21 protein-coding genes are annotated in these 23872 nt (G+C 58.6%); 11 read left to right on the top strand and 10 right to left on the bottom strand.

Annotated elements, in window-relative coordinates; translation table 11 throughout:
- Window positions 1-17 precede the first annotated feature (17 nt).
- The 3 genes from JYG33_RS14030 to dinB form a co-directional block, all read right to left on the bottom strand.
- Window positions 18-998: a FecR domain-containing protein gene (locus tag JYG33_RS14030; RefSeq protein WP_243430182.1), complete on the bottom strand. Its 981-nt coding sequence runs from the start codon at window positions 996-998 to the stop codon at window positions 18-20.
- Entirely contained in the window at window positions 995-1546 is a 552-nt protein-coding gene (locus JYG33_RS14025; RefSeq protein ID WP_347708875.1) for a sigma-70 family RNA polymerase sigma factor, read from the bottom strand. Before JYG33_RS14025 ends, JYG33_RS14030 begins: the two co-directional genes overlap by 4 nt.
- Window positions 1547-1620: 74 nt before the next feature.
- A complete protein-coding gene (gene dinB / locus JYG33_RS14020) occupies window positions 1621-2826 on the bottom strand; it encodes a DNA polymerase IV (RefSeq protein ID WP_207872781.1) in 1206 nt (401 codons plus the stop codon).
- A 177-nt stretch (window positions 2827-3003) separates the two neighbouring features.
- On the opposite strand from dinB, the gene JYG33_RS14015 reads away from it, so the two are divergent.
- The 8 genes from JYG33_RS14015 to JYG33_RS13980 all read left to right on the top strand — a co-directional run bounded on the left by JYG33_RS14015 (window position 3004) and on the right by JYG33_RS13980 (window position 13131).
- On the top strand, window positions 3004-4575 hold the full coding sequence (locus JYG33_RS14015; protein WP_207872780.1) for an ABC transporter substrate-binding protein: 1572 nt from the start codon (window positions 3004-3006) through the stop codon (window positions 4573-4575).
- Between the two features lie 155 nt (window positions 4576-4730).
- The gene (locus JYG33_RS14010) at window positions 4731-5717 is read left to right on the top strand and encodes an ABC transporter permease (RefSeq protein ID WP_207872779.1); all 987 of its coding nucleotides are present in this window, start codon (window positions 4731-4733) and stop codon (window positions 5715-5717) included.
- Between the two features lies 1 nt (window position 5718).
- Window positions 5719-6633: an ABC transporter permease gene (locus tag JYG33_RS14005; protein WP_207872778.1), complete on the top strand. Its 915-nt coding sequence runs from the start codon at window positions 5719-5721 to the stop codon at window positions 6631-6633.
- 3 nt (window positions 6634-6636) lie between these two features.
- Complete coding sequence (locus JYG33_RS14000) at window positions 6637-7611, top strand: ABC transporter ATP-binding protein (protein ID WP_207872777.1); 975 nt, start codon at window positions 6637-6639, stop codon at window positions 7609-7611.
- Window positions 7608-8612 (top strand): dipeptide ABC transporter ATP-binding protein, encoded by a 1005-nt coding sequence (locus tag JYG33_RS13995; protein ID WP_207872776.1) that lies wholly within the window; start codon window positions 7608-7610, stop codon window positions 8610-8612. Before JYG33_RS14000 ends, JYG33_RS13995 begins: the two co-directional genes overlap by 4 nt.
- 142 nt (window positions 8613-8754) lie before the next feature.
- A complete protein-coding gene (locus JYG33_RS13990) occupies window positions 8755-9315 on the top strand; it encodes a sigma-70 family RNA polymerase sigma factor (protein WP_207872775.1) in 561 nt (186 codons plus the stop codon).
- A gap of 20 nt (window positions 9316-9335) precedes the next feature.
- Window positions 9336-10349, top strand: coding sequence for a FecR domain-containing protein (locus JYG33_RS13985; protein WP_207872774.1), 1014 nt, complete (start codon window positions 9336-9338; stop codon window positions 10347-10349).
- Window positions 10350-10581: 232 nt separating this feature from the next.
- On the top strand, window positions 10582-13131 hold the full coding sequence (locus tag JYG33_RS13980; protein WP_207872773.1) for a TonB-dependent receptor: 2550 nt from the start codon (window positions 10582-10584) through the stop codon (window positions 13129-13131).
- A gap of 156 nt (window positions 13132-13287) precedes the next feature.
- Here the strand turns inward: JYG33_RS13980 and panD are convergent, their stop codons facing one another.
- Window positions 13288-13848 carry an aspartate 1-decarboxylase gene (gene panD / locus JYG33_RS13975; protein WP_009461218.1) on the bottom strand — a complete coding sequence of 187 codons (561 nt, stop codon included), beginning with the start codon at window positions 13846-13848 and terminating at the stop codon, window positions 13288-13290.
- 261 nt (window positions 13849-14109) lie between these two features.
- Here panD and JYG33_RS13970 point away from each other — a divergent pair, with 261 nt between their 5' ends.
- Window positions 14110-14889, top strand: coding sequence for an ATP-binding cassette domain-containing protein (locus JYG33_RS13970; protein WP_207872772.1), 780 nt, complete (start codon window positions 14110-14112; stop codon window positions 14887-14889).
- A gap of 222 nt (window positions 14890-15111) precedes the next feature.
- Here the strand turns inward: JYG33_RS13970 and JYG33_RS13965 are convergent, their stop codons facing one another.
- Window positions 15112-15729 carry a flavin reductase family protein gene (locus JYG33_RS13965; protein ID WP_207872771.1) on the bottom strand — a complete coding sequence of 206 codons (618 nt, stop codon included), beginning with the start codon at window positions 15727-15729 and terminating at the stop codon, window positions 15112-15114.
- A gap of 161 nt (window positions 15730-15890) precedes the next feature.
- Between JYG33_RS13965 and JYG33_RS13960 the strand changes: the two genes are divergently transcribed.
- Window positions 15891-16868 carry an AraC family transcriptional regulator gene (locus JYG33_RS13960; RefSeq protein WP_207872770.1) on the top strand — a complete coding sequence of 326 codons (978 nt, stop codon included), beginning with the start codon at window positions 15891-15893 and terminating at the stop codon, window positions 16866-16868.
- 22 nt (window positions 16869-16890) lie between these two features.
- On the opposite strand, the gene JYG33_RS13955 is transcribed toward JYG33_RS13960, so the two are convergent.
- Genes JYG33_RS13955 through JYG33_RS13935 form a run of 5 tightly spaced genes read right to left on the bottom strand, consistent with a single transcriptional unit; the run spans window position 16891 to window position 22116 of the window.
- A complete protein-coding gene (locus JYG33_RS13955) occupies window positions 16891-18483 on the bottom strand; it encodes an NAD(P)/FAD-dependent oxidoreductase (RefSeq protein WP_207872769.1) in 1593 nt (530 codons plus the stop codon).
- 1 nt (window position 18484) lies between these two features.
- A complete protein-coding gene (locus tag JYG33_RS13950) occupies window positions 18485-19096 on the bottom strand; it encodes a flavin reductase family protein (RefSeq protein WP_207872768.1) in 612 nt (203 codons plus the stop codon).
- Window positions 19097-19121: 25 nt separating this feature from the next.
- The gene (locus JYG33_RS13945) at window positions 19122-20366 is read right to left on the bottom strand and encodes a styrene monooxygenase/indole monooxygenase family protein (protein ID WP_207872767.1); all 1245 of its coding nucleotides are present in this window, start codon (window positions 20364-20366) and stop codon (window positions 19122-19124) included.
- Between the two features lie 57 nt (window positions 20367-20423).
- Window positions 20424-21206 carry an SDR family oxidoreductase gene (locus JYG33_RS13940; RefSeq protein ID WP_207872766.1) on the bottom strand — a complete coding sequence of 261 codons (783 nt, stop codon included), beginning with the start codon at window positions 21204-21206 and terminating at the stop codon, window positions 20424-20426.
- Window positions 21207-21228: 22 nt separating this feature from the next.
- Window positions 21229-22116, bottom strand: coding sequence for a transporter (locus JYG33_RS13935; RefSeq protein WP_207875867.1), 888 nt, complete (start codon window positions 22114-22116; stop codon window positions 21229-21231).
- Between the two features lie 331 nt (window positions 22117-22447).
- Here JYG33_RS13935 and JYG33_RS13930 point away from each other — a divergent pair, with 331 nt between their 5' ends.
- Window positions 22448-23827: a DUF6056 family protein gene (locus tag JYG33_RS13930; protein WP_207872765.1), complete on the top strand. Its 1380-nt coding sequence runs from the start codon at window positions 22448-22450 to the stop codon at window positions 23825-23827.
- The last annotated feature ends 45 nt before the right edge of the window (window positions 23828-23872 follow it).

Here is a 23872-nt window from a genome sequence, read left to right as displayed (position 1 = left end):
ACGAGAATCAAAAAGTGCTACGCCGAAGCGGATACCGTGACCCAATACGGCGTAATCATCCGTACCTGCACGGGCAAGGCCTGCGACACGGATTGCAAAATGGCGTCCGTATCCTGCAAGGGGTAGACGCCGGAAATCATCAATCCGGCCACTGCCGGGTCACATCGCAACACGCCTGCCCGATAGCGGGCCACTTCGTCCAGAAAATCACCCAAGCGCCAGCGTTCTGCGACCAGCAAACCACGCTGCCAGGCGCTGGCCTGCTCGTTGGCGGGTTCGGGAGCATAGCTTTGCTGTTTGCTGAAGAAGGCCTGCTGACCGGCCTGCAGCCTTGCAATTGGCCCCCCTTGTCCGGGTCGCAACTCCACAGCCCCCTCGTAAACCTGTACTGAAACCCGCGCCAGGGCAGGCCAATGACGCAGCAGAAAACGGGTGCCCAGCGCCTGAACTTCCCCTTCGGGGGTTTGCACCACAAAGGGCCTGTAGCGGGTCTGTGGATCGGATGCCGTGCTGATCAGCACCTCCCCCCCCAGCAAAACAACACTGCGTTGCGTGTCGCTATAGTGCACATTCAGGGAACTGGCCGTATTCAAGGCCAGCAAGGTGCCATCTGGCAGCGTCAATTCTTTACGCTGGCCTGAGGCTGTTCGGTAATCCGCATTCCACGCCGCCCATTGCGGGGTTCGGCTAATGCCATAGCTGCCCAGCCCACCACAGGCCAGCAGCAGGACACTGCGCAACAGGGCGCGCCGCCGCTGTACCGCCTGGGCAGACAAGCCTGCCCGCAACACGCGAGACGCCACATTCTGGGGAGCAAGCTGCATCTGCTGACCAAACTGCTGAATACGCTCCCAGGCTTGGGCATGGCGTGCATCGGCAGCCAGCCAGCTCTGAAAAGCCAGTTGCTCGTGCTCCTGCACTTCACCAGACCAAAACACCACCTGCCATTCCAGGGCCTGGGCATCAATCGGATTCATGGATGTCTGGGGCGCGCTCACGGCAGGGCACTCTCGTCCAGATCTGCCATCACCGCAAAGCAGGCCTGACTGGCTTGCAGCATATATTTGCGTACCGTTGCCACGGCAATACCCTGACGCTGAGCAATCGCCGAGTAGGTCAGGCCCTCGTAACGTGACAACAAGAACACCTGTTGCACACGGCCGGGCAGCCCATCCAGCGCGGCACAAATACGCAGCAGCACTTCCAGGGTCAGGGCCCGCTCTTCAGGGGAAATCGCCGTCGGCTCCGGCATATGGGCCAAGGCATCCAGATAGGCCTGTTCAATTTGCTGGCGTCGGTAGCGGTCAATCACCAGACCCTTGGCAATCTGCATCAAATGCGGGCGAGCCTGATCCGGGCCAGGAATACGCCCCGTGCTCATGACACGCACATAGGCGTCATGCACCAGGTCTGCCGCATGATGGGAACAGCCTAAACGCCGCCGCAACCAATCATGCAGCCAGCCGCGATGCTGGCAATACAGCACATGCATGTCTTGCTGCATCTGAGCGACAGTCAGCACTTCGGTGGTGGGGCGCTCGTTCACGGGCGGCTATCCTGAGACTTAAATAAGAATGAGTCTCATTATATGGACATGCCTCTTATCTGCATAGATTTCAATCAGAACAAACCATCCAGATCCAATTGCCGGGGCTGTTCTTGTGGCATTTCGCTGATCGGCAAGAGGGCGCTGGCTTTCACACCCAGCAAGCGCAAACGCCGATCCAGCACGGCGCGTTTCAGGTTCTGGCGGGCAGCGGCCAGGATGGCATCCGCAGCCAGCACAGGGGTGGGCAGGGACAAGTCGCGCGTCACGGTCTTGAAGTCTTCAAACTTCAGCTTGATGCCTATGGTTTGCGCGCACATGGCGGATTTACGTAAATCCTGCTCCAGCTTTTCGCACAGGGACTCCAGCACGGCAGACAAGCGGGCACGATCCATCCGTACATGCAGGTCACGCTCAAAGGTGGTTTCGCGACTGATGGATTTGGGTGTGCGATCGGTGGACAAGGGGCGATCGTCCTGGCCTTGAGCAACGGCCATCAGCCATTGTGCGTAGCGCAGCCCAAAATGCTCCTGGAGTTTTTCGGCAGGGGTGGCTGCCAGTTCACCAATCTGCTGGATGCCCATTTCCGTCAGCTTCAGCACCGATTTAGGGCCTATGCCGTTGATCTTGCCCACGGCCAGCGGCCAGATGCGGGTGGGGACATCCTCCATGGTCAGCACACAGGCACCATTGGGCTTGTTCAGTTCCGAAGCAATCTTGGAGAGCAGCTTGTTGGGCGTGATACCCACCGAACAGGTCAGCCCGGTAGCCTGGTTTACCGCCTGGCGAATTTGCTCGGCCAATTCATGGCTATCTTCAGTTTTATGGCTCAGGTCCACATAGATTTCATCGATGCCTCTATCCTCGATGTGATCCGAGACAGTGGCCACCGCCTGTTTAAACAAGCGGGAATAGTGACGATACGCCTGAAAATCTGCGGGTAACAAGATCGCTTCGGGGGCCAGTTGGGCCGCCTTCATTAAACCCATGGCGGAAAATACGCCCAACTGACGCGCTTCATAGGTAGAAGTGGTCGCCACTCCGCGCCCGACATAGTCGGCCAGACGGGAATGCTGCCAACTGCCATCGGGCAACTGGCGGGGAGTATCCGCGCTGCGCCCGCCAATGACCACGGGGCTGCCGCGTAAATGCGGGTAGCGCAGCAGTTCTACCGATGCGTAAAAAGCATCCATATCCACATGAGCGATACGCCGCTCCAGGGGTTTTTCTTCTTGTGCCGCCACCGTGATCAGCCCGTTAACTGTATATACGTACACCATTATAGCGACAAGTCGGCTGTGCACTGAACGCCACTGAATAAGCGCCGGGATGATATAAATCACTAAACATCATTAAGCTGACAGCAGGCTGAAACTACGTATTGAATCGGCAGCAAGCGCCCGGTTACTATGCAGCCTCTCTATCAGCGACACCAAGCACCCCAACAGGAGGTTTTCATGAAAAAAACAGTATTGGCTGCTGCGCTGGCAGCTCTGGTCGCCCTGCCCTTGGTGGGCCATAGCAAGACGCTTACCTGGTCCAGCCAGGGCGACTTCATGACTCTGGACCCACACGCACAGAACGAAAACCTCACAATTACCGGCAGCATGTATGTCTATGAAGCACTGGTCGACTACGACAAGGACTTCCAGATTGTGCCCAGCCTGGCAACGTCCTGGGAACAGCGTGAACCTACTGTGTGGCGCTTTACGCTGCGCGAAGGGGTGAAATTCCACGACGGCGCTCCCTTTACCGCCGATGACGTGGTGTTCTCCATTCAGCGCGCCATGGCCCCTACATCCAACTTCAAGGCCTACGTGAACGGCATCGTCAAGGCAGAAAAAGTTGACGACAAGACCGTGGACATCATTACGTCCGCCCCCAACCCCGTCCTGCTGCGCCAGTTGAGCAGCGTGTTCATGATGAACAAGGCCTGGTCGGAAAAGAACAATGTGACCCAGCCGCAGGACTTCAACAAGAATGAAGAAACCTTCTCGGCTCGCAACACCAACGGCACCGGCCCTTACAAGCTGAAATCGCGTGAAGTGGACGTACGCACCGTCTTTGTAGAAAACGAAGAGTGGTGGAACAAGGGCAACAAGGTCGGCAACGTCACCGAAGTGATCTACGTGCCGATCAAACAGAACGCCACCCGTACCGCCGCTTTGCTGTCCGGCGAAGTGGATCTGGTTCTGGACCCGCCTGCACAAGATTTGCAGCGCCTGCGCCAGCAAGCCAAGATTGTGGAAGGCAACGAATACCGCACCATCTACCTGGGTCTGGATCAAAAGAATCCAGAGCTGAAATACAGCAGCATCAAGGGCAAGAACCCCTTTGCAGACCAGCGCGTGCGTGAAGCCCTGTATGTCGCCATCGACATTGAAGCCATCAAGAAAGCCGTAATGCGCGGTTCCTCCGCCCCCACCGGCACCATGGTGGCCCCTCAGGTTCACGGCTACACCAAGGAGCTGGCACAACGCCTTCCTTACAGCCAGGACCGCGCCAAGGAACTGCTGAAAGAGGCCGGTTACGACAACTCCCTGACCTTCACGCTGGATTGCCCGAACGATCGCTACATCAACGATGAAGCCATCTGCCAGGCCATCGTGGGCATGTGGGCCAAGGTCGGCGTGAAAGCCAACCTGAACGCCATGCCACGCGCCACCTACTTCCCCAAAGTACAAAGCTTTGACTCCAGCGCCTATATGTTTGGCTGGGGCGTGCCGACCTTTGACGCGCTGTACACCCTGCAAAGCCTGATGCACAGCAAAGGCGAGGGCGCTGACGGCTCCTTTAACTTTGGTGGCTACGAAAACGCCGAAGTGGACGCCCTGATCGACCAGATCAAGACCGAGACCGACACCGCCAAGCGCGATGCCGCCATCCACAAGGTTCTGGAAATCCACGCCAAGGAAGTGGGCCATATCCCTTTGCATGACCAGATCATTCCTTGGGCCATGGCCAAGAAGGTCAATGTGATCCACCGTGCGGACAACCGCATGCTGGCTCAATGGACCACCATTCAGTAAGCCTTCCCCCAGAACCCAGCCCCGCCTCCGTGCGGGGCTGGTTCCAATTACGCTGTAGTCATCATTTCTACACCAGCCCCCTTGCCGGGCCATTTCTACACCTTAAGGACGACACTGGTCGCGAGTGATCCTCGCGCTGAACCAGGAGACCGCCTATGTTGGTATTTATTATTCGCCGTCTGATCCAGGCTGTTCTGGTGATGCTGACGGTCAGCCTGCTGGCCTTCGTGCTGTTTCGCTATATTGGCGATCCGGTCACCATCATGCTGGGTCAGGACGCTACTGAACAGGATCGCGTGGAGCTACGCGCCAGCCTGGGCCTGGATCAACCCGCCCCGGTTCAATTCGGGCGCTTTGTTTCCCAAGCCGTACAAGGCGAGTTTGGCCTGTCGCTACGGCAAGCCCAACCCGTTTCCACCTTGCTGAAAGACCGCCTGCCCGCCACGGTTGAACTGTCTGTTGTGGCCGCCATACTGGCCCTGCTGATCGGCTTGCCGCTAGGCGTGTATACCGCCCTGAAACGCAATGGCTTCATGGCGCAAAGCATTTTGGCCTTTTCCCTGCTGGGAATTTCACTACCCACTTTCCTGATCGGTATCTTGCTGATCCTGATCTTCTCGGTTCAGCTAGGCTGGTTGCCCAGCTATGGCCGGGGCGAGGTCATGAAACTGGGTTGGTGGAGCACCGGCCTGCTCAGTTGGGACGGCATCAAACATTTGATCCTGCCCGCCATCACACTCTGTTTGTTCCAGCTCACCTTGATTTTGCGTCTGGTGCGCTCCGAGATGCTGGAAGTTCTGCGCGCCGATTACATCAAGTTCGCCCGTGCCCGTGGTCTGTCACAACGGGCCATTCACTTTGGTCATGCCCTGAAAAACACCATGGTGCCGGTCATCACCATCACGGGCTTGCAACTGGGCGGCATCATCGCCTTTGCCATCGTGACGGAAACCGTTTTCCAATGGCCTGGCATGGGTCTGCTGTTTATCCAGGCCGTGCAATTTGCCGACATCCCCGTCATGGCGGCCTATCTCTGTCTGATTGCCCTGGTATTTGTTGTGATCAACCTGCTGGTAGACCTGTTGTACTTCCTGGTCGATCCACGTCTGCGCACCCAGTTGTCGGGCGCCAAGGGGCACTAATATGTTCGCTAAATTAAAAACTGCCTGGGATAGCGATCTGATCTGGTCCTGGCGTCATTCACCCGTCGCTATTGTGGCCACCATCATGGCTCTGCTGCTGTTTATCGGCGCACTGGGCGCACGCTGGGTGGCTCCCTACGATCCCTTCGATCTGACCTCCATCGACCTGATGGATGCCTTGCTGGCGCCCGCCTGGTCAGAGAACGGCTCGCCCCAATACTGGTTGGGCACAGACAGCCAAGGCCGCGACTTGTACTCAGCGCTGCTGTACGGCACCCGCACCTCCTTGCTGATTGGTCTGGCCTCGGTCGCCCTGTCCATGATTGTGGGCATTGTGCTGGGTCTGCTGGCCGGTTACTCCGGTGGCCGCGTTGATGCCTTCATCATGCGTGTGGCGGACGTGCAATTGTCCTTCCCGGCCATTCTGATTGCACTTTTGATCGACGGTGTCGCCCGTGCCGTATTCCCCTTGAGCATGCACGATGTGGTCGCCTTTCCGGTGCTGATCGGGGCCATTGCACTGGCCGGTTGGCCGCAATATGCCCGTACCGTGCGTGGCTCTACTCTGGTCGAGAAAAACCGGGAATACGTGCAGGCTGCCCGCGTCATTGGCGTGTCCTCGTCCCGCATCATGTTCAGCCATGTGCTGCCCAACGTGATGGGGCCGGTGCTGGTGCTGGCTACCGTACATCTGGCCACTGCCATCATTACGGAAGCCACTCTGTCCTTTCTGGGCGTCGGCGTACCGGCCACCTCGCCCTCCCTGGGCACGCTGATTCGCGTTGGTAACGACTTCCTGTTCTCGGGCGAATGGTGGATCACCATTTTCCCCGGTCTGATGCTGGTGCTGCTGGTGCTGTCGGTCAACTTGTTGGGCGACTGGTTGCGTGACGCCCTGAACCCCAAATTGAGCTGAGCCATGACTGCACTCTTAACTGTCCAAGACCTCTGTGTCGAATTTCCGACCCGACGTGGCGTGCTCCAGGCTCTGGATCATGTGTCCTTTTCCATTGCTCCCGGCGAAGTGCTGGGCGTAGTGGGGGAGTCCGGCGCGGGCAAGTCCCTGACGGGCGCGTCCATTATTGGTTTGCTGGATGCCCCTGGCCGCATCAGCGGCGGGCAAATCCTGCTGGAAGGCCAGCGTATCGACAATCTGAATCAGGACCAGATGCGCAAGATTCGGGGCCGCCAGATTGGCGCGATCTTTCAGGACCCGCTGACCTCGCTGAACCCGCTGTACACCGTGGGCCATCAATTGGCGGAAACCATCGTGACGCACCTGCCCCTGTCCTGGAAACAGGCCCAGGAGCGTGCCATCGAGCTGCTGGAAGCCACCGGCATCCCGGCCGCCCGTGAGCGTATCGACCACTACCCGCATCAGTTCTCCGGCGGTATGCGCCAGCGTGTGGTCATTGCGCTGGCCCTGGCCGCCGAGCCCAAGCTGATCGTGGCCGACGAGCCCACCACCGCGCTGGATGTGTCCATTCAGGCACAGATTATCGACCTGCTGAAAAAGCTCTGTCGCTCGCAAGGCACCTCGGTCATGCTGATTACTCACGACATGGGGGTGATTGCCGAAACCGCTGACCGCGTGGCCGTGATGTACGCGGGCCGCATTATCGAAATTGGCCCTGTGCAGGACGTCATCCAGAAGCCCAGCCACCCTTATACCCGTGGCCTGATGCGCTCCATCCCCAATCTGCACGCCGGGCTGGAACGCCTGGAACAAATCCCCGGCAGCATGCCGCGCCTGAACGCCATCCCTGCGGGCTGTGCTTTCAATCCGCGCTGTGACCGCCGTTTTGATCGCTGCCTGGTCGAGCGCCCCGAGCTGATGCCCGTCCCCCCTCAGACACAGGCGGCCTGTTGGCTGCATGCCCAGGAGTCCGCATGAGCGCCCCTAAACAAGCCCTGGTCCAGGTCAAGGACGCTGCCTGTTGGTTTGATGTTTCCCCGCCTTTACTAGAACGTCTGGTCTACCGCAAACCCAAAGTGAATCTGCGCGCCGTCGACGGGGTCAGCTTCACCTTGAACAAGGGTGAAACCCTGGCTCTGGTGGGCGAATCGGGCTGTGGTAAATCCACCGTAGCCCGTCTGCTGACAGGCCTGTACTCGCTGACGCGCGGTGAAATCCTGTTTGACGGGCAGTCCATGCAGTCTATGGATAAAGCCAGCAAGCAGGCCATGCGCAAGCGCCGTCAGATGATTTTTCAGGACCCCTATGCCAGCCTGAATCCACGCTGGCGCGTGGGCCGCATCATTGCCGAACCGCTGGTCACCCACACCAAGATGAGCAGTGCCCAGCAGGAAGCCAAAGTGGCAGAACTGCTGACGCAAGTAGGCCTGAACGCCAACGACGCCCAACGCTACCCGCATCAATTCTCCGGCGGCCAGCGCCAGCGCATTTCCATTGCCCGCGCCCTGGCCCTGCAACCGGAATTCATCGTCTGTGACGAACCTACCTCGGCACTGGACGTGTCGGTGCAGGCGCAGGTCCTGAATCTGATGAAGGACTTGCAGCGCGAGCTGGGCCTGACTTACCTGTTCATCTCGCACAACCTGGCCGTGGTGCACCACGTCGCCGACCGGGTTGGCGTGATGTATCTGGGCCGGATTGTGGAAATTGCGCCACGCGACGATTTATTTGCACAACCCCGCCACCCCTACACACGCATGCTGCTGGGAGCCATTCCAGACATGAGCGGGGCAGGTAAAAGCCGTATCCCAGTGGCTGGTGAAGTGCCCAACCCGCTGAACCCGCCATCGGGCTGTACCTTTCATCCACGCTGCCCGCTGGCCAATGATCGCTGTCGCCGCGAAGCCCCCGCTTTGCTGAGAACCGAGCAGCATGAAATCGCTTGTCATGCCGTTGAAGAAGGGCGCGATCAAGCCTGATCGGATGTGATGCCAACAGTAAAACCGCCCACGGCAGCTTGCCGAATGGGCGGTTTTTTCTGATAATTGAGAATTATTCTCAGTTCTAATTGCCAGAATCTCTACCGTTTTCCTGGTCGAGCAGGCATCACTGGACCGCATCATGCACACTGCCGCCTTCTCACCAGACACGGAATCGCTGTACCGGAATTACCATAGCTGGTTGCATAGCTGGCTGCGGCGAAGATTGGGCAATTCCTTCGACGCCGCCGACCTGGCACAAGACGTTTTTGTACGACTGCTACAAAAACCTCGCCAATTTGGCAGTGAGCCCGAAGCGCGTGTCTATTTGCGGCTAATGGCCAACGGCATGTGCGTGGATTTGTGGCGTCGCCGTCAGATTGAACAAGCCTGGCTGGAAGAACTGGCCAACCGCCCGGCTGCGCTGGCTCCCTCTGCCGAGCATCAAGCCATCGTCCTGGAAGCCCTGCACGAGATAGACAGCATGTTGCGCACGCTACCGGCCAAGGTCGGCAATGCCTTTTTCATGGCCATGGCCGATGGCATGAGCAACCGGGATATTGCCGAAACACTGGGCGTCTCTACCCGTATGGTGCACCGATACCTTAGCCAGGCCATGTTGTGCTGCCTGAAGCTGGAGGCCCGTCAAACCGCATCGGAGATGCCCGTACTGCAGGAGCTCAGCCTGCCCGAGCCGCGCTGACTATCCGTACGCAAGCCACCATGAGCACCTCCGAACTTCATCCCGACCAGACACTGGAGCCTTCCTTTAGCGCACTGGAACAAGCCGCCGAATGGTTTGCCCTGTTGCGCTCGGGCGAGGCCTCGCCCGACGATCAGAACAACTGGCAAAACTGGCTGGCCGCCCAGGCCGAACACCGTCAGGCCTGGCAGTATGTAGAGCGCATCAGCGGTCGCTTTGAGACCATCCAGAACAGCAGCAATCGTCAGGCTGCCGTCCAGAGCTATTGTCTGGCCAACCAGCGCCTGAGGCGTCGCCGTCAACTACTGCTGGGCTTGGGCACGCTGGCAGGCGCAGGCTTGGGCGGCTGGTTTGCCTGGCAACATACGTCCGTATCCCAGACCGTGCTGGCCTGGTCTGCCGAGCATCGCAGCCCACAAGGAGAAGTGCGCAAACTGGTGCTGCCTGATGGGTCTACGGTCTGGCTCAGCTCGGACACCGCGCTTAACCACGACTTTCGTGCCGACCAGCGTGTGCTATCTCTGGTGGCCGGTGAAATACTGGTTGAAACCGCCGCTGACCCCAGCCGCCCCTTTCTGGTTAACACCCGCCAGGGGCAACTGCGTGCTCTGGGGACGCGCTTTACGGTACGGCTGGATGGCCAGGAGACCTTGCTGGCGGTCTACCAGGGTGCTGTCCAGATCGACACCTCGGCCCACAACACCCGCCGCATCGTGCATGCGGGGCAACAGACCCGCTTGAGCCGTTCGCATATTGCGGAGCTCGCCCCTGCCGCCCCCGAACGTCAGAGCTGGGTCAAAGGCATCATCGTGACCGACAACACCCCCTTGCTGGATGTGGTCAACGAACTGCAGCGCTATCGCGGCGGCTATATCAGCGTCTCTCCCGAGGCGGCGCAATTACCGGTTATAGGCAGCTATCCCGCCACTGACCCGGACCGGGCATTGAGCATGCTGGAAGGCGTGCTGCCCATCCGTATCAAACGAACCTTGCCGTGGTGGGTCAGCATTGAAATCGCCCAGGCGGGCCGCTGATTCTGTTTGCCCTGGGCAAGCAGGACCCGCCCAAGGCCACAATCTGGGCGGCTTGTTGCCAAAACCCGATATTTTCTCCAACCCGAGTTCCGCTTTTTCTTGGCTTGCTCGATATAGCTAAAGAGGGCCTTGTTTCATCACGTCCCGTGCCGCTGCGCCAGAACTGGAGCAGGGCATGTGCAGACCGGCCTGCTCTCGCCGATTACACCGCTTCCAAGGAGCAGCATTCACCATGTCCGGCTATTCCCCGCCTATCGCCGCCCGTAAGGCGTCCCCTTCACCTGCCACCCCTGCGCTCCAGCCCCGTTTTCGACAGACCCCGCTGGCCTGCCTGATTCAATTGGCCATCGCCAGCAGCGCACTGGGCCTGGGCACGTGGCACACACAGGCTCAAGCCGAGCCCTTGAGCCTGGCGCAAGCGGCCTCACCCAGCGCCCAGAACTACAACATTCCTGCTGGCCCCTTAAGCACTGCGCTGGCCCGTTTCGCCAGCGCCTCCGGGGTGCTGGTAGCGGGAGCGGCTGAACTGGCCAAGGGTAAAAACAGTCCTGGAGCCTCCGGCACCTTGTCGCCCCAGGCCGCGCTGGACACCTTGCTGAGCGGTACCGGCCTGACCGCCGTTGCCAGCTCGGATGGCAGCTATCATCTGCGCCAAGCTCCCCAGCCATCTGCCGACGACGTCACCCAGCTAGGCGCCGTAACCGTGCGTGGACAACTCGATCCAAGGACCGAAGGCACAGGTAGCTACACCAACGCTTCCGCAAGCTCAGCTACGCGCATGAATCTGTCGGCGCGTGAAACTCCGCAGTCGGTCAGCGTCATTACGCGCCAGCGGCTAGACGACCAAGGTCTGCTCACACTTAACGACGCACTCAAGCAAGCCACCGGCGTCAAGGTGCAGGAAGGCGAAGTACTGGGCACGACCTACCAGATCCGTGGCTTCTCGCTGGACACTGCCCAGCTTGACGGCGTGCCTGTCTCGCTAGGTGCAGGCGGCTCGGAAGCAGCCGCCGACATGGCTATCTACGACCGCGTGGAAGTGGTACGCGGCGCTGCGGGTCTGTTGCAGGGTGCTGGCAACCCGGGCGGCACACTCAATCTGGTACGCAAACAACCCACACGCGAATTTGCCGCCAGCGGCAGCGCGATGGTCGGATCGTGGAACAGCTACCGTGTGGAAGCCGACGTCTCCGGTCCGCTCAACAAGAGTGGGGATCTGCGCGGGCGGGTGGTAGCGGTGCATGACGACCGCGACTCGTTCGTAGATCACGTCAAGGAACGCAAGGAAGTGGTGTACGGCGTCTTGCAGTACGACTTCACGCCTTCACTCACGGCCACTGTGGGAGTGGACCACCAGCGCACCAAGGGCACGCCCAACGGTACCGGCCTTGTCTTCTTTGCCGATGGTGGCGATCTCGGACTGCCACGCAGCACTTACCTGGGTGCCGACTGGAACCACCGCGCCACCCGCAGTACCACCGTATTCGGTGATCTGACCTGGGAGATGGACAACGGCTGGCAGACCAAGCTGTCAGCCAACCGCCAACACTACGACGTGGACACGGTATTTCTTTCCGCCTCAGGCTCGGGCGTAGACCGCAACACCCACCTTGGGCCATTTCTGAACTACGCCAAGGCCAGCAGCCTGAACCGCACCCAGACCAGCGTGGATCTGTACGCCTCGGGCCCATTCTCCTTGCTGGGCCGCAAGCATGAACTAGTAGTGGGTGCGAATATGCGCCGCAACCCTACCGAGACTGATCAGGTGCCGCTGCGTGAATACGCCAGCATCCGGCCCGATGTCTTTAATTGGGATCCTACCTCGCTGCCCCCGCCCAACATTGGGCCCTATGAGTCGCGTACCGCCACCACCACCAAGCAGTCAGGCATCTATACCGCCGCCCGTCTGAGCCTTGCCGATCCGCTCACGCTGATCGTGGGTGGCCGTTGGAGTTGGTGGGACTACACCAGCGACAGCACCAACCTGCTCACGGGCGCCAACACGGGCTCCTCGGGCTACAAGGTCAGTGGCGAGTTCACACCGTACGCCGGTCTGATATTCGATCTGAACGACAACTACTCGCTGTATGCCAGCTACACCGACGTGTTCCGTCCACAAAACGCGATCGACCGCAATGGCTCGCTGCTCAAACCCATCGTGGGTGCCAACTACGAGGCGGGTATCAAGGGCGAATTCCAGGATGGCCGCGTGCAGGCCTCGCTGGCAGCCTTCCGTATCGAGGAAACCAACCGCGCCCAGAGCGATCTGGACGGCCCCAAACCTTGCCCCTACACCACCAGCGATTACTGCTCGATGGCGGCTGGCAAAGTGCGCAGCGAAGGGATTGAGGCGGAACTGTCGGGTGAACTGGCCCCAGGTTGGAATCTGACAGCGGGCTACACGTACAACACCACCAAGTACGTGAAGGATGCGGCCAACCAAGGCAAGCCCTTCAACACCCGCACGCCCGAGCACATGTTCAAGCTCTTTACCACTTACCGCCTGCCTGGCTCACTGCGTCAGTGGACAGTGGGTGGCGGCTTCACGTGGCAGACCAAGTTCCTGTACGAAAACACGGCGGGCACGATCCGTATCGAGCAAAATCCTTATGCCGTGGCCGATCTGATGGTGCGCTACGACTTCACGCCCAAGGTTTCAGCCACCCTCAACGTGAACAACGTGTTCGACAAGAACTACTACCGCTACATCGCCCACGAACGTGCCTACAACTACTACGGCGACCCACGTAACGTCATGCTGACGCTGCGCGCCCAGTACTAAGGCTAAACGTGAACAAGGTACTCAAGCGCTCTTATCGCAGCGCTCTTAATACCTTGTAACGGAACAAAAAAACGCTGTGTTCACTGCCTCAGGCAGCAAACACAGCGTTTTTTACTACAGCCATCATCGGACCAGATGCAGCCCGATGAAGATCAATCAGTTCTGATTCGCAGGCGCGAAATCGGCCAGGTGGCAGGACAGAATGTCAGCAATAGCGCGATCATCCAGACCACGGGAGCGCAGGTCAGCGGACAGGGCGTCCACGTCGACACGGGCCAGTGGACGCTCGGCACCGCGAGGGCGGTCGTCGCGTACCACACGGAAGTCGTAATCGCGCTGGGCGGTCTTGGCCACTTCGTAGTGCATGACTTCGTCCACTTCGTTTTCTGGCGTGAAGGTCAGCACGGTAGGACGCAGGGAATACAGATCTTCCGAGTTCATCACGTATTCGGTCGCGCAGATGATGACGGTGTCGCCCTTTTGACAGGTACGAGCCGCCGCGCCGTTCAGAACCACGCAGCGCGAGCCGGGTTCACCGAAGATCACGTAGGTAGAAATACGGGCACCGCTGTCCTTATTCCAGATTTCCACGAACTCCATGGGTAAAATGCCCGCTTGTTCGCAGATTTCCGGATCCAGGGTGATCGACCCGTGATAGTTCAAGTCGGCACCGGTCACCTTGATACCATGCAGCTTGGCACGGACCACTTTTTTCATGACAACACTCTCTAGAAACAGGTCCCCTAAAACGGACACCTAAGCTTGGCTAAAACGCGGCTTGCGCTGCGCCCTTAGCCCGATCAGGGCTGCGGGAAAGACTGCATCATAAACCCAGAAATGCGCACAAATCCGTTTAGACCCACAGATTTGTACGGGAAAACCACAGGCCCAATGATTTGCCTGACGGCCAGTCTGTGCTGTAATCCCCTCTGCCGCGTCGCGCCGGTCTTTTTTATTTTCAATACGATACCGCTTTCCATGCCCAACCTGCTCATCGAAAACATTCACAAACGCTATGGCTCCCTGGAAGTACTCAAGGGCGTCTCTTTGAGCGCAGAGCCGGGCGATGTCATCAGCCTGATCGGTTCCAGCGGTTCCGGTAAAAGTACCTTCCTGCGTTGCATCAATTTTCTGGAAACGCCTAACTCCGGCCGTATCGTCATCAAGGGCGAGGAACTGAAAACCCGTCTGGACCCGAAAACGGATGAGCTGGTTGCGGTAGACAAACAACAACTCAAGCGCCTGCGTACCAGTTTGGCGATGGTGTTCCAGCACTTCAACCTGTGGTCCCACATGACGGTGCTGGAAAACATTACCGCCACCCCCATTCATGTGCAAGGCATGGACAAGGCCCAGGCCATTGCCAAAGCCGAGCTGTACCTGGACAAGGTTGGTCTGTCGCGCGATCTGGCCAAACAATATCCCGCCTTTTTATCCGGTGGCCAGCAGCAACGCGTGGCCATTGCCCGTGCGCTGGCACTGGAACCGGAAGTGATGCTGTTTGACGAACCCACCTCGGCGCTGGATCCGGAGCGCGTGGGCGAAGTTTTGCGCGTTATGCAGAACTTAGCCGAAGAAGGCCGCACAATGGTGGTTGTTACCCACGAAATGAGTTTTGCGCGCAACGTCTCCAGCAAGGTGGTGTACCTGCACGAAGGCCAGATCGAGGAAGAAGGCCCGCCAGAAGAAGTGCTGGTGTCACCACGCAGCGCTCGTTTGGCGCAGTTCCTGGCGGCGGGTGGTTCGTCCAAGGGCTAAGATGCCCGCCTACGGTGCGCAGTGCGGATTGATGGGTCTGTAACTGGCTATCTACCCTTGGATCGGTCTGATCGACCCGTCACCGAGTAATCGCAAAACAGTCCAAAACTCCGGCCACACCCTGAGCAAGTATCAAGCAAACGGCGCCTTTCGGCGCCGTTATGCATTTTCAGTCATCCCAATGAAGCCGCCAACCAGCAGCTTCTGACGACAGCCCTGCTATCAGGACTTGGGACGTGGCATGTCAAACAAGGCCAGGTCCGTAATTTCAAAGTAATCGCCTGGGCCACCGCCACGCAAAATAGGACGTGGAATCGCGGTGCGATAAATGCCGTCCACGATGCAGTTAGGCGACACATGCACGCCCACCACTTCGCCCAGCACCATCCAGGTGTTCAGGTCCTTGCCTTCCGAGTCCTTCAACTGGAAGTGAGTCGTGACCTTGCACTCCAGCGAGGCATGGCTCTCGCCCACGCGGGGGGCATCAATCAGGCGGGAATCCACAGGAGTCAGACCGGCGACTTCAAATTCGCGCACATCCTGTTCCAGGCTGGTCATGTTCATGGGCTCGGCCAGATCACGCGACGCCAGATTCCAGGTAAACACGCCGGTTTCAATCGCGTTGCGCACGCTGTCTTTGTAGCCCACGCTGGAGAAAGCGATAACGGGCGGGCGGTAGTTGAACACGTTGCAGAAGCTGTACGGAGCCAGGTTCAGCACGCCTTCCGTGCTTTTGGTGCCGATCCAGCCAATTACACGAGGGCCCACAATCGAGCTGATCGGGTCGTGGCGCAATCCATGGCCTTGTGTGGGCTCGTAAAAATGAAAGTCTTTCTGCACGGTTCTCTCTGTTATTAAACACAACAAACTAAACAGGACTGCGGGAAATCCCGGTGGCCCACTGATATACTTTACAACTAAAATAAAGCCGCTGCAAACCGTTGAAACTCAAGGTTTTACGTATCCTTCCTGCCTTTCAGAACCATCTAGGCACATGAAACATGGAAAATAAGCCCGATCACTGGGCACGTGTAGCTTCTGCTGACCTGGAACACGTGCGCAAATCTGTCAGCGATATGTTCAAGTCGCACCAGCTCAAGCAGCTCCGTGCCGACCAGACCCTGCAAACCCGCCTGCGACACGCCGAGTTTGGTCAGGTCGCTTTAAGCCGCCTGGGCTATGGCGCCGACGTACACATTCAGCCTGATCACCTGGCCGGGTTTTACCTGGTCCAGATGCCCCAGTACGGCACCGCCACTATTCGCTGCGGTGGTCAAACCGTGGACTCCACTCCCTACGCCGCCACGATCCTGAATCCCAACGAGGACGTGGATATGATCTGGCATGCCAATAATGAGCAATTAATGCTCAAGATCGACCGCAATCTGGTGGAACAGGCTGCACGAGGTCTAGGTCTGGACGTAGGCCCGCAAGGCTTGCTATTTCCGGTACGCCTGGAGGCGCATACCCAGCCCTCCTGGCAAATCATGCTGCGCTATGTGCTGGACTGTGCGCGCAATTACGAAGATATCTTGCGCTCGCCCCTGATTATCAATCAGCTAGAGCAGTTAGCTGTGACCACCTTGTTAGGCCTGCATCCACCAGCGCAAATCCAGGCGATCAACCCGACACGCGTCTTGCCGCGTCATCTGAAAAAAGTTGCCAGCCATTTGCATGAGCAGGCGCATTTGCCCGTTACGGTCGCCGAACTGAGCACCATTGCTGGCGTCAGTTCACGCACCTTGCAGCAGGCTTTTCGAGAGCACTACGGGGTCAGCCCCATGCAGTATCTGCGCCAAGTCCGGCTGGACCGGCTACGCCACGAACTGATTCACTCCAACGAGCCCCATCTGACGCTGGCCGATCTGGCCATACGCTGGGGCTTTGCGCACCAAGGCCGTTTCAGCGCCGAATACCGCAGCCGTTTTGGCGAAACGCCTAGCGAGACCCTGCAACGAGTGCGCGGCGGCCAGCATTGAGCTGACCGCCTCACCCGTCCTCTCACCCCTTCAAAATACGCTGGGCTGCCAGATAGCCGGATTGACCACCCAGGCCTGGGCCCGGATGCACCGATGCGCCAATTTGATGCAGATTGCGCCAGGGCGTCGTGCCGCTGCGCGCGTTCTTGTGCCCTGCAAAAGGACGCATGAAAAAGAACTGATCCGGCGAGCACACCCCGCTATACGGATCGCCCCCGACCAGATTCATGTTCAAGGCTTCCAGATCGGCGGGGCTGACACTGCGACGCCCGATGATCTTGGCGGCCAGACCCGGCATGACGGTTTCCAGACGGGCCTGCACGCGGTCGGCCATCGCCTCGCGCACTGCTTCGTTCCAGCGACCATCGGCGGGCACGGGAATCTCGCCCGCCTCATCGCCTTTGATATGACGCGGCAGCTCCTGCATCTGCACCCATAAAATCCAGTGTCCTTCCGGTGCGCGAGTCACATCCACCGCCACCGGCTGGCCTACGGCCAAAGTCGGTTTGGCGGGCAGATAACCATTACTGGCCGTCACCACCGAGGAACATACCTGCTCCATGCTTTCCGTGACGTGCACCATCGGTACGTGGCGCAGCTCCGGGTCCACCCAGTCGGGCGGGGAATTCAGGGCAAAGTGAATCTGCATGCCGCCCCGGCCATAGTGATAATCCTGGGCAGACTTCAATAATTCAGGCTCTACTTCTGGCAGCAAATCGCCATACAACTGACCGGGCGTCACATTACACACTACGGCACGACGGGCCAGATACCGCTGCGTACCCACACACACGCCAGTAGCTTTATTACCTTCCACCAGCACGCGGTCCACATGAGAGTTAGTCAGTACGGCGCCGCCTGCTTCTTCAATAATGCGGGTAAATGCTTTCACAATCTGGTAACTGCCGCCTTTGACCACCGGCATGCCACCGCTGACGACGGCGCTGAAGGTCAGCTTGCCGATCAAGGCGGAGCTGGCTTCATCAGGCCCCAGGCCGCTATGCAGTACCCAGGGAGCGATCATGGCCCGAGCCAGATCGCTGCGCAGTTCACGCATGGCCCAGCGTCGGAAGCTTTCCAGCGCTTGCGAGCCAAAGGACATCAGGCCATCCAGCCCGCGTTCCCGCCAGGCACCAAAAGCCAGCTTGGCCATAGGCCAGCGGTAGGGCTCACCACCCAGCAGCCCAAATACCAAACCGGCATCCGGGCCAAACATGCGGGCAGCCATCGCCCCCAAAGCATCGCCTTCGCCGGGCATCAAGTCATTGAAACGACGTACCGTGTCGCCCATATCCTGGCGCAGGGCCAGCGACGGGCCACCGGGAATGGCCAGACCCGTGCTGTACTCGCCTTTGGCAAATTCCAGCCCCGCTTTAGCAAGAGGTTCGGCCAGGGCAGCATAAGACGCGCCCCCCATGAACAAGGGATACCAACTGGACAAAACATCGTGCGTGAAACCGGGGAACAGCTCCTGCGTACGGATACAGCCCCCGGCCACGGCGTTGCGCTCCAGCACCGTTACCGACAAACCACGCTGTGCCAGCAAGGCCGCGCAAGTCAGGGAGTTCATCCCACTGCCGACAATCACCACATCAGCGCTGTGCGCGTCGCTCATTTCAACGATCTCCGCTAGGCGTAGTCAGGTTGGCAAAACGGCCACGGTGAAACACCGCAGGCTCGTGCTCAGTCAAGGTGGTGTGGCGCACTACACGACCAATAAACAGGGTGTGGTCACCACCTTCGTGCTGACGGTAGTTCTCGCACACAAAGGTCGCCACGCAATCGTCCAGCAGCGGCACACCTTCTTCACCATCCACATGCGAGACCAGCGCAAACTTATCTTTCACCTGCGAGCTGGCGAACCCCATAGCGACCGGAACCTGCTCCTGACTGATCACGTTGATGGCAAAGTGGCTGCAGTTCTGGAAAATATCCAGGCTGGGCGAATGATTCACCAGACTCCACATCACCAGAGGCGGGTCCAGCGACAGGGATGTAAAGGAGTTGATGGTCAGACCCACCGCCCGACCATCGGGGCAACGAGTCGTGACAATGGCCACACCCGTTGGAAAATGGCCCAGTGCCTGGCGAAACGCACGGCTATCGACCACATTCAGATTGGACGGTGTGGGTTTGGCGTCAGCGGCTGCCAACGCTTGGGCAGACACGGCCTGCCGCTGGGCAGCGGTTTGGGACGGGGAGTCTTGCAGCGTTGCGGTGGGGGTCATGATACGTCTCCTTGAATACTATCTATCAGGCAGCCACAGATTGGCTGCGTGTCTTCTCGATCAAAGCCTGGGCGGCGTTCAGATCTTCCCAGGCCGGGAACAGAACCGGTGGGTGATTGAAGCTGTTGGCCAGGAAGTGAGCCAGGGCGGGCGATTGCTGAGCCGAGGTCAACAAAGCGAACGAGGAATCGGTTGGCGGCTTCAACATGGAGTTGGTCCAGCGCACCACCAGGTTGGCGTAATCCCAGTAACGCTCAAAGGTGTCCTGCATCCAGTTGCGGTCAAACGCGCCGTCACCACGTTGCAAAATGCTGTCCAGATACACCTGGGCGGCTTTGGCGGCATTGTTGGAACCCTGGCCGGTAATGGGATCGTTCACCACGACAGCGTCACCCAGACCCAGTACCATACGGCCCGACGGCAGTGTCAGCACCGGTTTGCGCACCGTGGGTGGGAATGCGCCGGACAGGTAACCCTGGGCGTCAGTCAGTTCCACATTGCGGGCACGGTCGCCTTCCCAAGGCAGGAACTCGCGCAGGAAGGATACGCTTTGCTCCAGGTGAGCTTCAGGCGTCTTGGCATCGCGGAAGCGGTCCAGTGGGCCACCGGGAACACCTTCAAACACCATGATGTCGCAAGGGCCGGACAGGGTCAGCGAAGGGAACACAAAGTATTCGCCCACACCGGGGATGAAGTTAAAGGACACACGCGAGTATTCGGGCGTAGGCTCCAGACCGTGCACATAGGTCAGGGCCAAAGCACGCTGAGGTTTGTCGAACATGGAACGCTGATCGTCGCGCTCGAACAGTTTGACCACTTCGCCTTTACCGGCAGCCAGCATGGTCAGATCGTATTCCTGGGTGATGCGCTCCAGTTCGGCCACGCCCACGTCTTCCATGATCAGCTTGCCGCCGCGCTGCTCGAACAACTCCAGCCAGTAAGGCATTTTCACGCGCTGGTCGGTGGCTTGGGCTTCGCGGTCCAGGCGACCGCTCCAATCTACGGCCTTGGTGTCAGGCTGATCGGGGTTGGGCAGGGCAAAGCCAATACCTTGTACGGGTGGGCACTCGTCGTCCCAGAAGTTCAGACCCAGGCGACGCTCTACGTCCAGCGCCTCGGCAAACATGCACTGGCTGGACATCACGCGGCCGCCACGAACATCGTCAGGGCTGCGGTTGGTGAAAACGGCTACTTCGTAGCCCTGGGCCAAAAGGCCGAATGCAACGGGCATGCCAGCTTGGCCAGCGCCCACAATAGCAACTTTACGCATGATTTTTTTCCTTCTGAGGGAGCTAAGGACGCCACCCCGGCGGCGTCCCGGTTTTTCTTATTCAGCCAATTTGGGGATGGCTGGGACACCTTGCTCAGGTCCCATGGCCGAGTAGCCACCATCCACGGCATAGTCGGCACCAGTCACAAAGCTGGCGGCATCCGAGAGCAGGAAGGACACGACTTCGCCTACTTCCTGCGGGTCGCCCACGCGGCCCAGCATGTGAAATGCCGAGGCCACGCGGTCGGTTTTGGCACGGTCGCCACCTGTCAGCTCGTCCATCACCCGCGACCAGATCCAGCCGGGCGAGACCGAGTTGACGCGGATACCGTCCGGAGCGAAGTCCAGAGCCATGCTGCGCGTCAGTTGCAACAGAGCGGCCTTGGAGACCGGGTACAACCAGCGCCCGGTTTGTGCGATCGACGATGAAATGGACGTGAAGTTGACGATGGAGCCACCACGCGGCAGCAAGGGACGTACGGCCTTGGCCGCCTGCACCGCACTGACCAGATTGATATCCAAAGCCTTGAGCCAGTCTTCGCGGCTGGAAACCATGCCTTCATCCAGATAGGAACAGGCCAGGTTGACCAGGCCATCCACACGACCAAAATGCGCCTTGACCTGCTCAATAGCGGAATTCAGGCTTTGATCGCTGGTGATGTCCACTTCCCAGAATTTGGCTTTGGCGGCATCGCTGCCCACGGCTTTCTGACCACCGGCGGCATCAATATCGAACACCGCCACACGTGCGCCGTAGCCCATCAATACCTCGACCACACCCGCACCAACACGCGTTGCACCACCGGTGACGATGACTACCTTGTCTTTCAGTCCCTTCATGTCGCTCTCCTGCCGCGGGCCCTTAGAAAGGCACCGCTACTTTTACAAAAAATTGTTTTCCTTCTGGACGGCCACGTACACCCAGATCCTGTTGATACTTGGCCGTAATCAGCAAACCTTTATCGTTGGCGTAACGCAGGCTGGGACCAATGGCGAAGGAGCGCGCCTTGCTGTCACCGGCCATCGGGCCACGATCGCTTTCAATCTGTTGATAGGCATAACCGCCCACACCCAGCACCAGACCATTGCCAAAGCCCCAACCCACGGCGTAGTCGGCGTGAATGGCTTTACCCGTACGGGTTTCGGTATCGCTGTTGCGGAAGTTGAAGTCCACCATCATCTTCAAATCCAGGTTGATGCCGCTGGGCTGCATGTAGCTGAACGCGGCAGCGGGCTGGATAGCCCAGTAATTGCGGCCCAGGTTGGCGCTATCAGTTACCTTGTAGCGACCTGTCGGGGCGACAAAGTCCACACCCAGCACGTAATGCATTTTTTCGCTGGGGTGAAAACCCAGAGCAGGACCAAACACCACATCACCCAGACCACTACGACGCTGGGATTGACCGGCAGCCTGAGCCTTGACGGTCAACAAAGGAGCCAGAGCGTGGAACGCCAATTGACCACCAAAAAGCTGTTGATCCGTTACCCACACCAGACGCGGTGCCACCATGGCCACATCGACTTTGAAGTCCGGAATAGGCAGCTTGTCGCCGTTCTTGTCCCGTACAGAGTCATAGCGCATGGCACCGCCGTACATCAGCAAATGCACACCGGGTGGCGGCAGAGCGCCACTCATGAAGTTTTCCAAACCATCGGGATAAATGGGCAGGCCATTACCTTCAATGGCATAGGCCGGACCGGCGCCCAATGCGCCCACTCCCAGTACAGCGGCTGCTATTTTTTTATTGATGTCCCCCACGTCCTTCTCCTTTTGTTTTTTAGGTATGACGATGGAGCCAATGGTAGAAGTGCTGTTTGGGCCGGTATATCCACTTTGCGCAGCGCCTAGCCAATAAGCGCAAGAAGCCGCAAAAGCAGGGAAAACCCCGATTTGGTTTAGATTTAAAGGATGACGAGCAGTAAGGCCGTTAAACGCTGTGTTTCAACGGTGAGCTGAGATAATTTCTTCACTACCGGGCCCGGTAAATAATTACTATCACCATGGCCTCAACATCCAGGGCAGCGGGCGATGTGTAATACCGTCGTCGTGAACCTGACTACAACACCGCCTCTTCACTCCGATGAGCTCAACTCTCTCTTTTGCTGAATCCCGATTCAGTCAGCCCTTGCTCGGCCGCCGTTCTGGTGCCTGGGTCTTTATTATTTTTTCAGTGCTGGCCGTCATGGCGACGTGGTCCATTTACTGGCTCACGCCCATGATTTCGGACGACTTCAGCTATGCCAACAAAGGCATTGCGTGGGAGTCCATCAAGCATCATTACTTGCACTGGAGCGGCCGGTTGGTATCGGACACGCTCTCCAGCGCCATGCTCAGCCTGGCGCCCGGGTGGCTGAAAGCCACGCTCAATACGGCGGCCCTGTTTGGACTGATCACGATACTGACAGCATTAGGAGCTCAACTGGCCGGACGGGCCTTGCGCCCGTCCTTGCTGCTACTGGTCTTTACCTTGTATTGGCTAGTCAATCCCCATCTGGGGCAAACCACATTCTGGTTGGTAGGAGCCGCCAATTACCTGTGGCCCAACCTGTTCAACTTCGGTTTTGTACTGGCCTTTGTTTGGTATTTGCAAAAGGGCAGGCCCTCCGTTGGCACGGGTTTGGCGCTCTGCGTTCTGGCCGTGCTGGCCGGTTGCTCCAATGAGAACACCGGCATTATCAGTTGGTGTTTGCTGGCGTATCTGAGCCTAAGGCATTTTCAGCGCACGGGTTCACTCAGCAAGTGGCATCTGGCTTGGCTGCTGTGCATGGGGCTGGGGATCGCCGTGCTGGTATTGGCACCCGGAAATCAGGTACGGGCCGAGGTTTTTGCACATTGGTACGAACAGCCTTTGTCATGGCGCATTTGGGAGCATTTTGGCCGTCGTTTCCCTGACGCGATGTTGCGTTATTGGGGGGCAATTCTGGTCATGCTGGTCTGGCGTTTGGTAGCCGGGCCTGCTTCATCTGAGCCGGTCCGCCGGGCCATTTTCTTGCTGATCGGTGCTTCACTGCTGGCTAATGCCATACTGGTTTTGGCACCCAATATTCCCAAGCGGGCCTTGAATGGCGGCCTGATGTATCTGCTGGTGGCCTTGTCTATTTATGGGCACGATCTGCTGGCGCAGCGTTCTGTGCAGATGCAGCGCTGTCTTTGGGTGATATTGGGGGCGGGCTGTTCGATCTGGCTGCTGTCCAGCACGCTTATGTTGCGTAGTTATCATGCGGCTTGGCAGCAGGATAAGGTACGGCTTGCTCTCTTGACCGATGCGCGCAAGAACCATCGGCAGCATGTGGATCTACCCAAGTATTTCTTCTTGCCTACGTTACGGTCCAGAGATCGTTTTGATACGCACTTCAATCGCAAAGCGATGGCAGATTATCATCACTGCAAGGCAGTGATTAATGAGTATGCGGTGAATCAGCACTACGATTTGGAGTCTGGTGCGCCTGCCAAGCCTTAATGGCTGATGTGGGGGGCTTTCTTGACGGGTTTAATTAAAAATCAG

Source organism: Alcaligenes sp. SORT26, assembly GCF_017377875.1.
GTDB lineage: Bacteria > Pseudomonadota > Gammaproteobacteria > Burkholderiales > Burkholderiaceae_B > Alcaligenes > Alcaligenes parafaecalis.
Note: the sequence above shows the minus strand (reverse complement) of the source record. Positions and strands in the feature narration are given on the sequence as shown.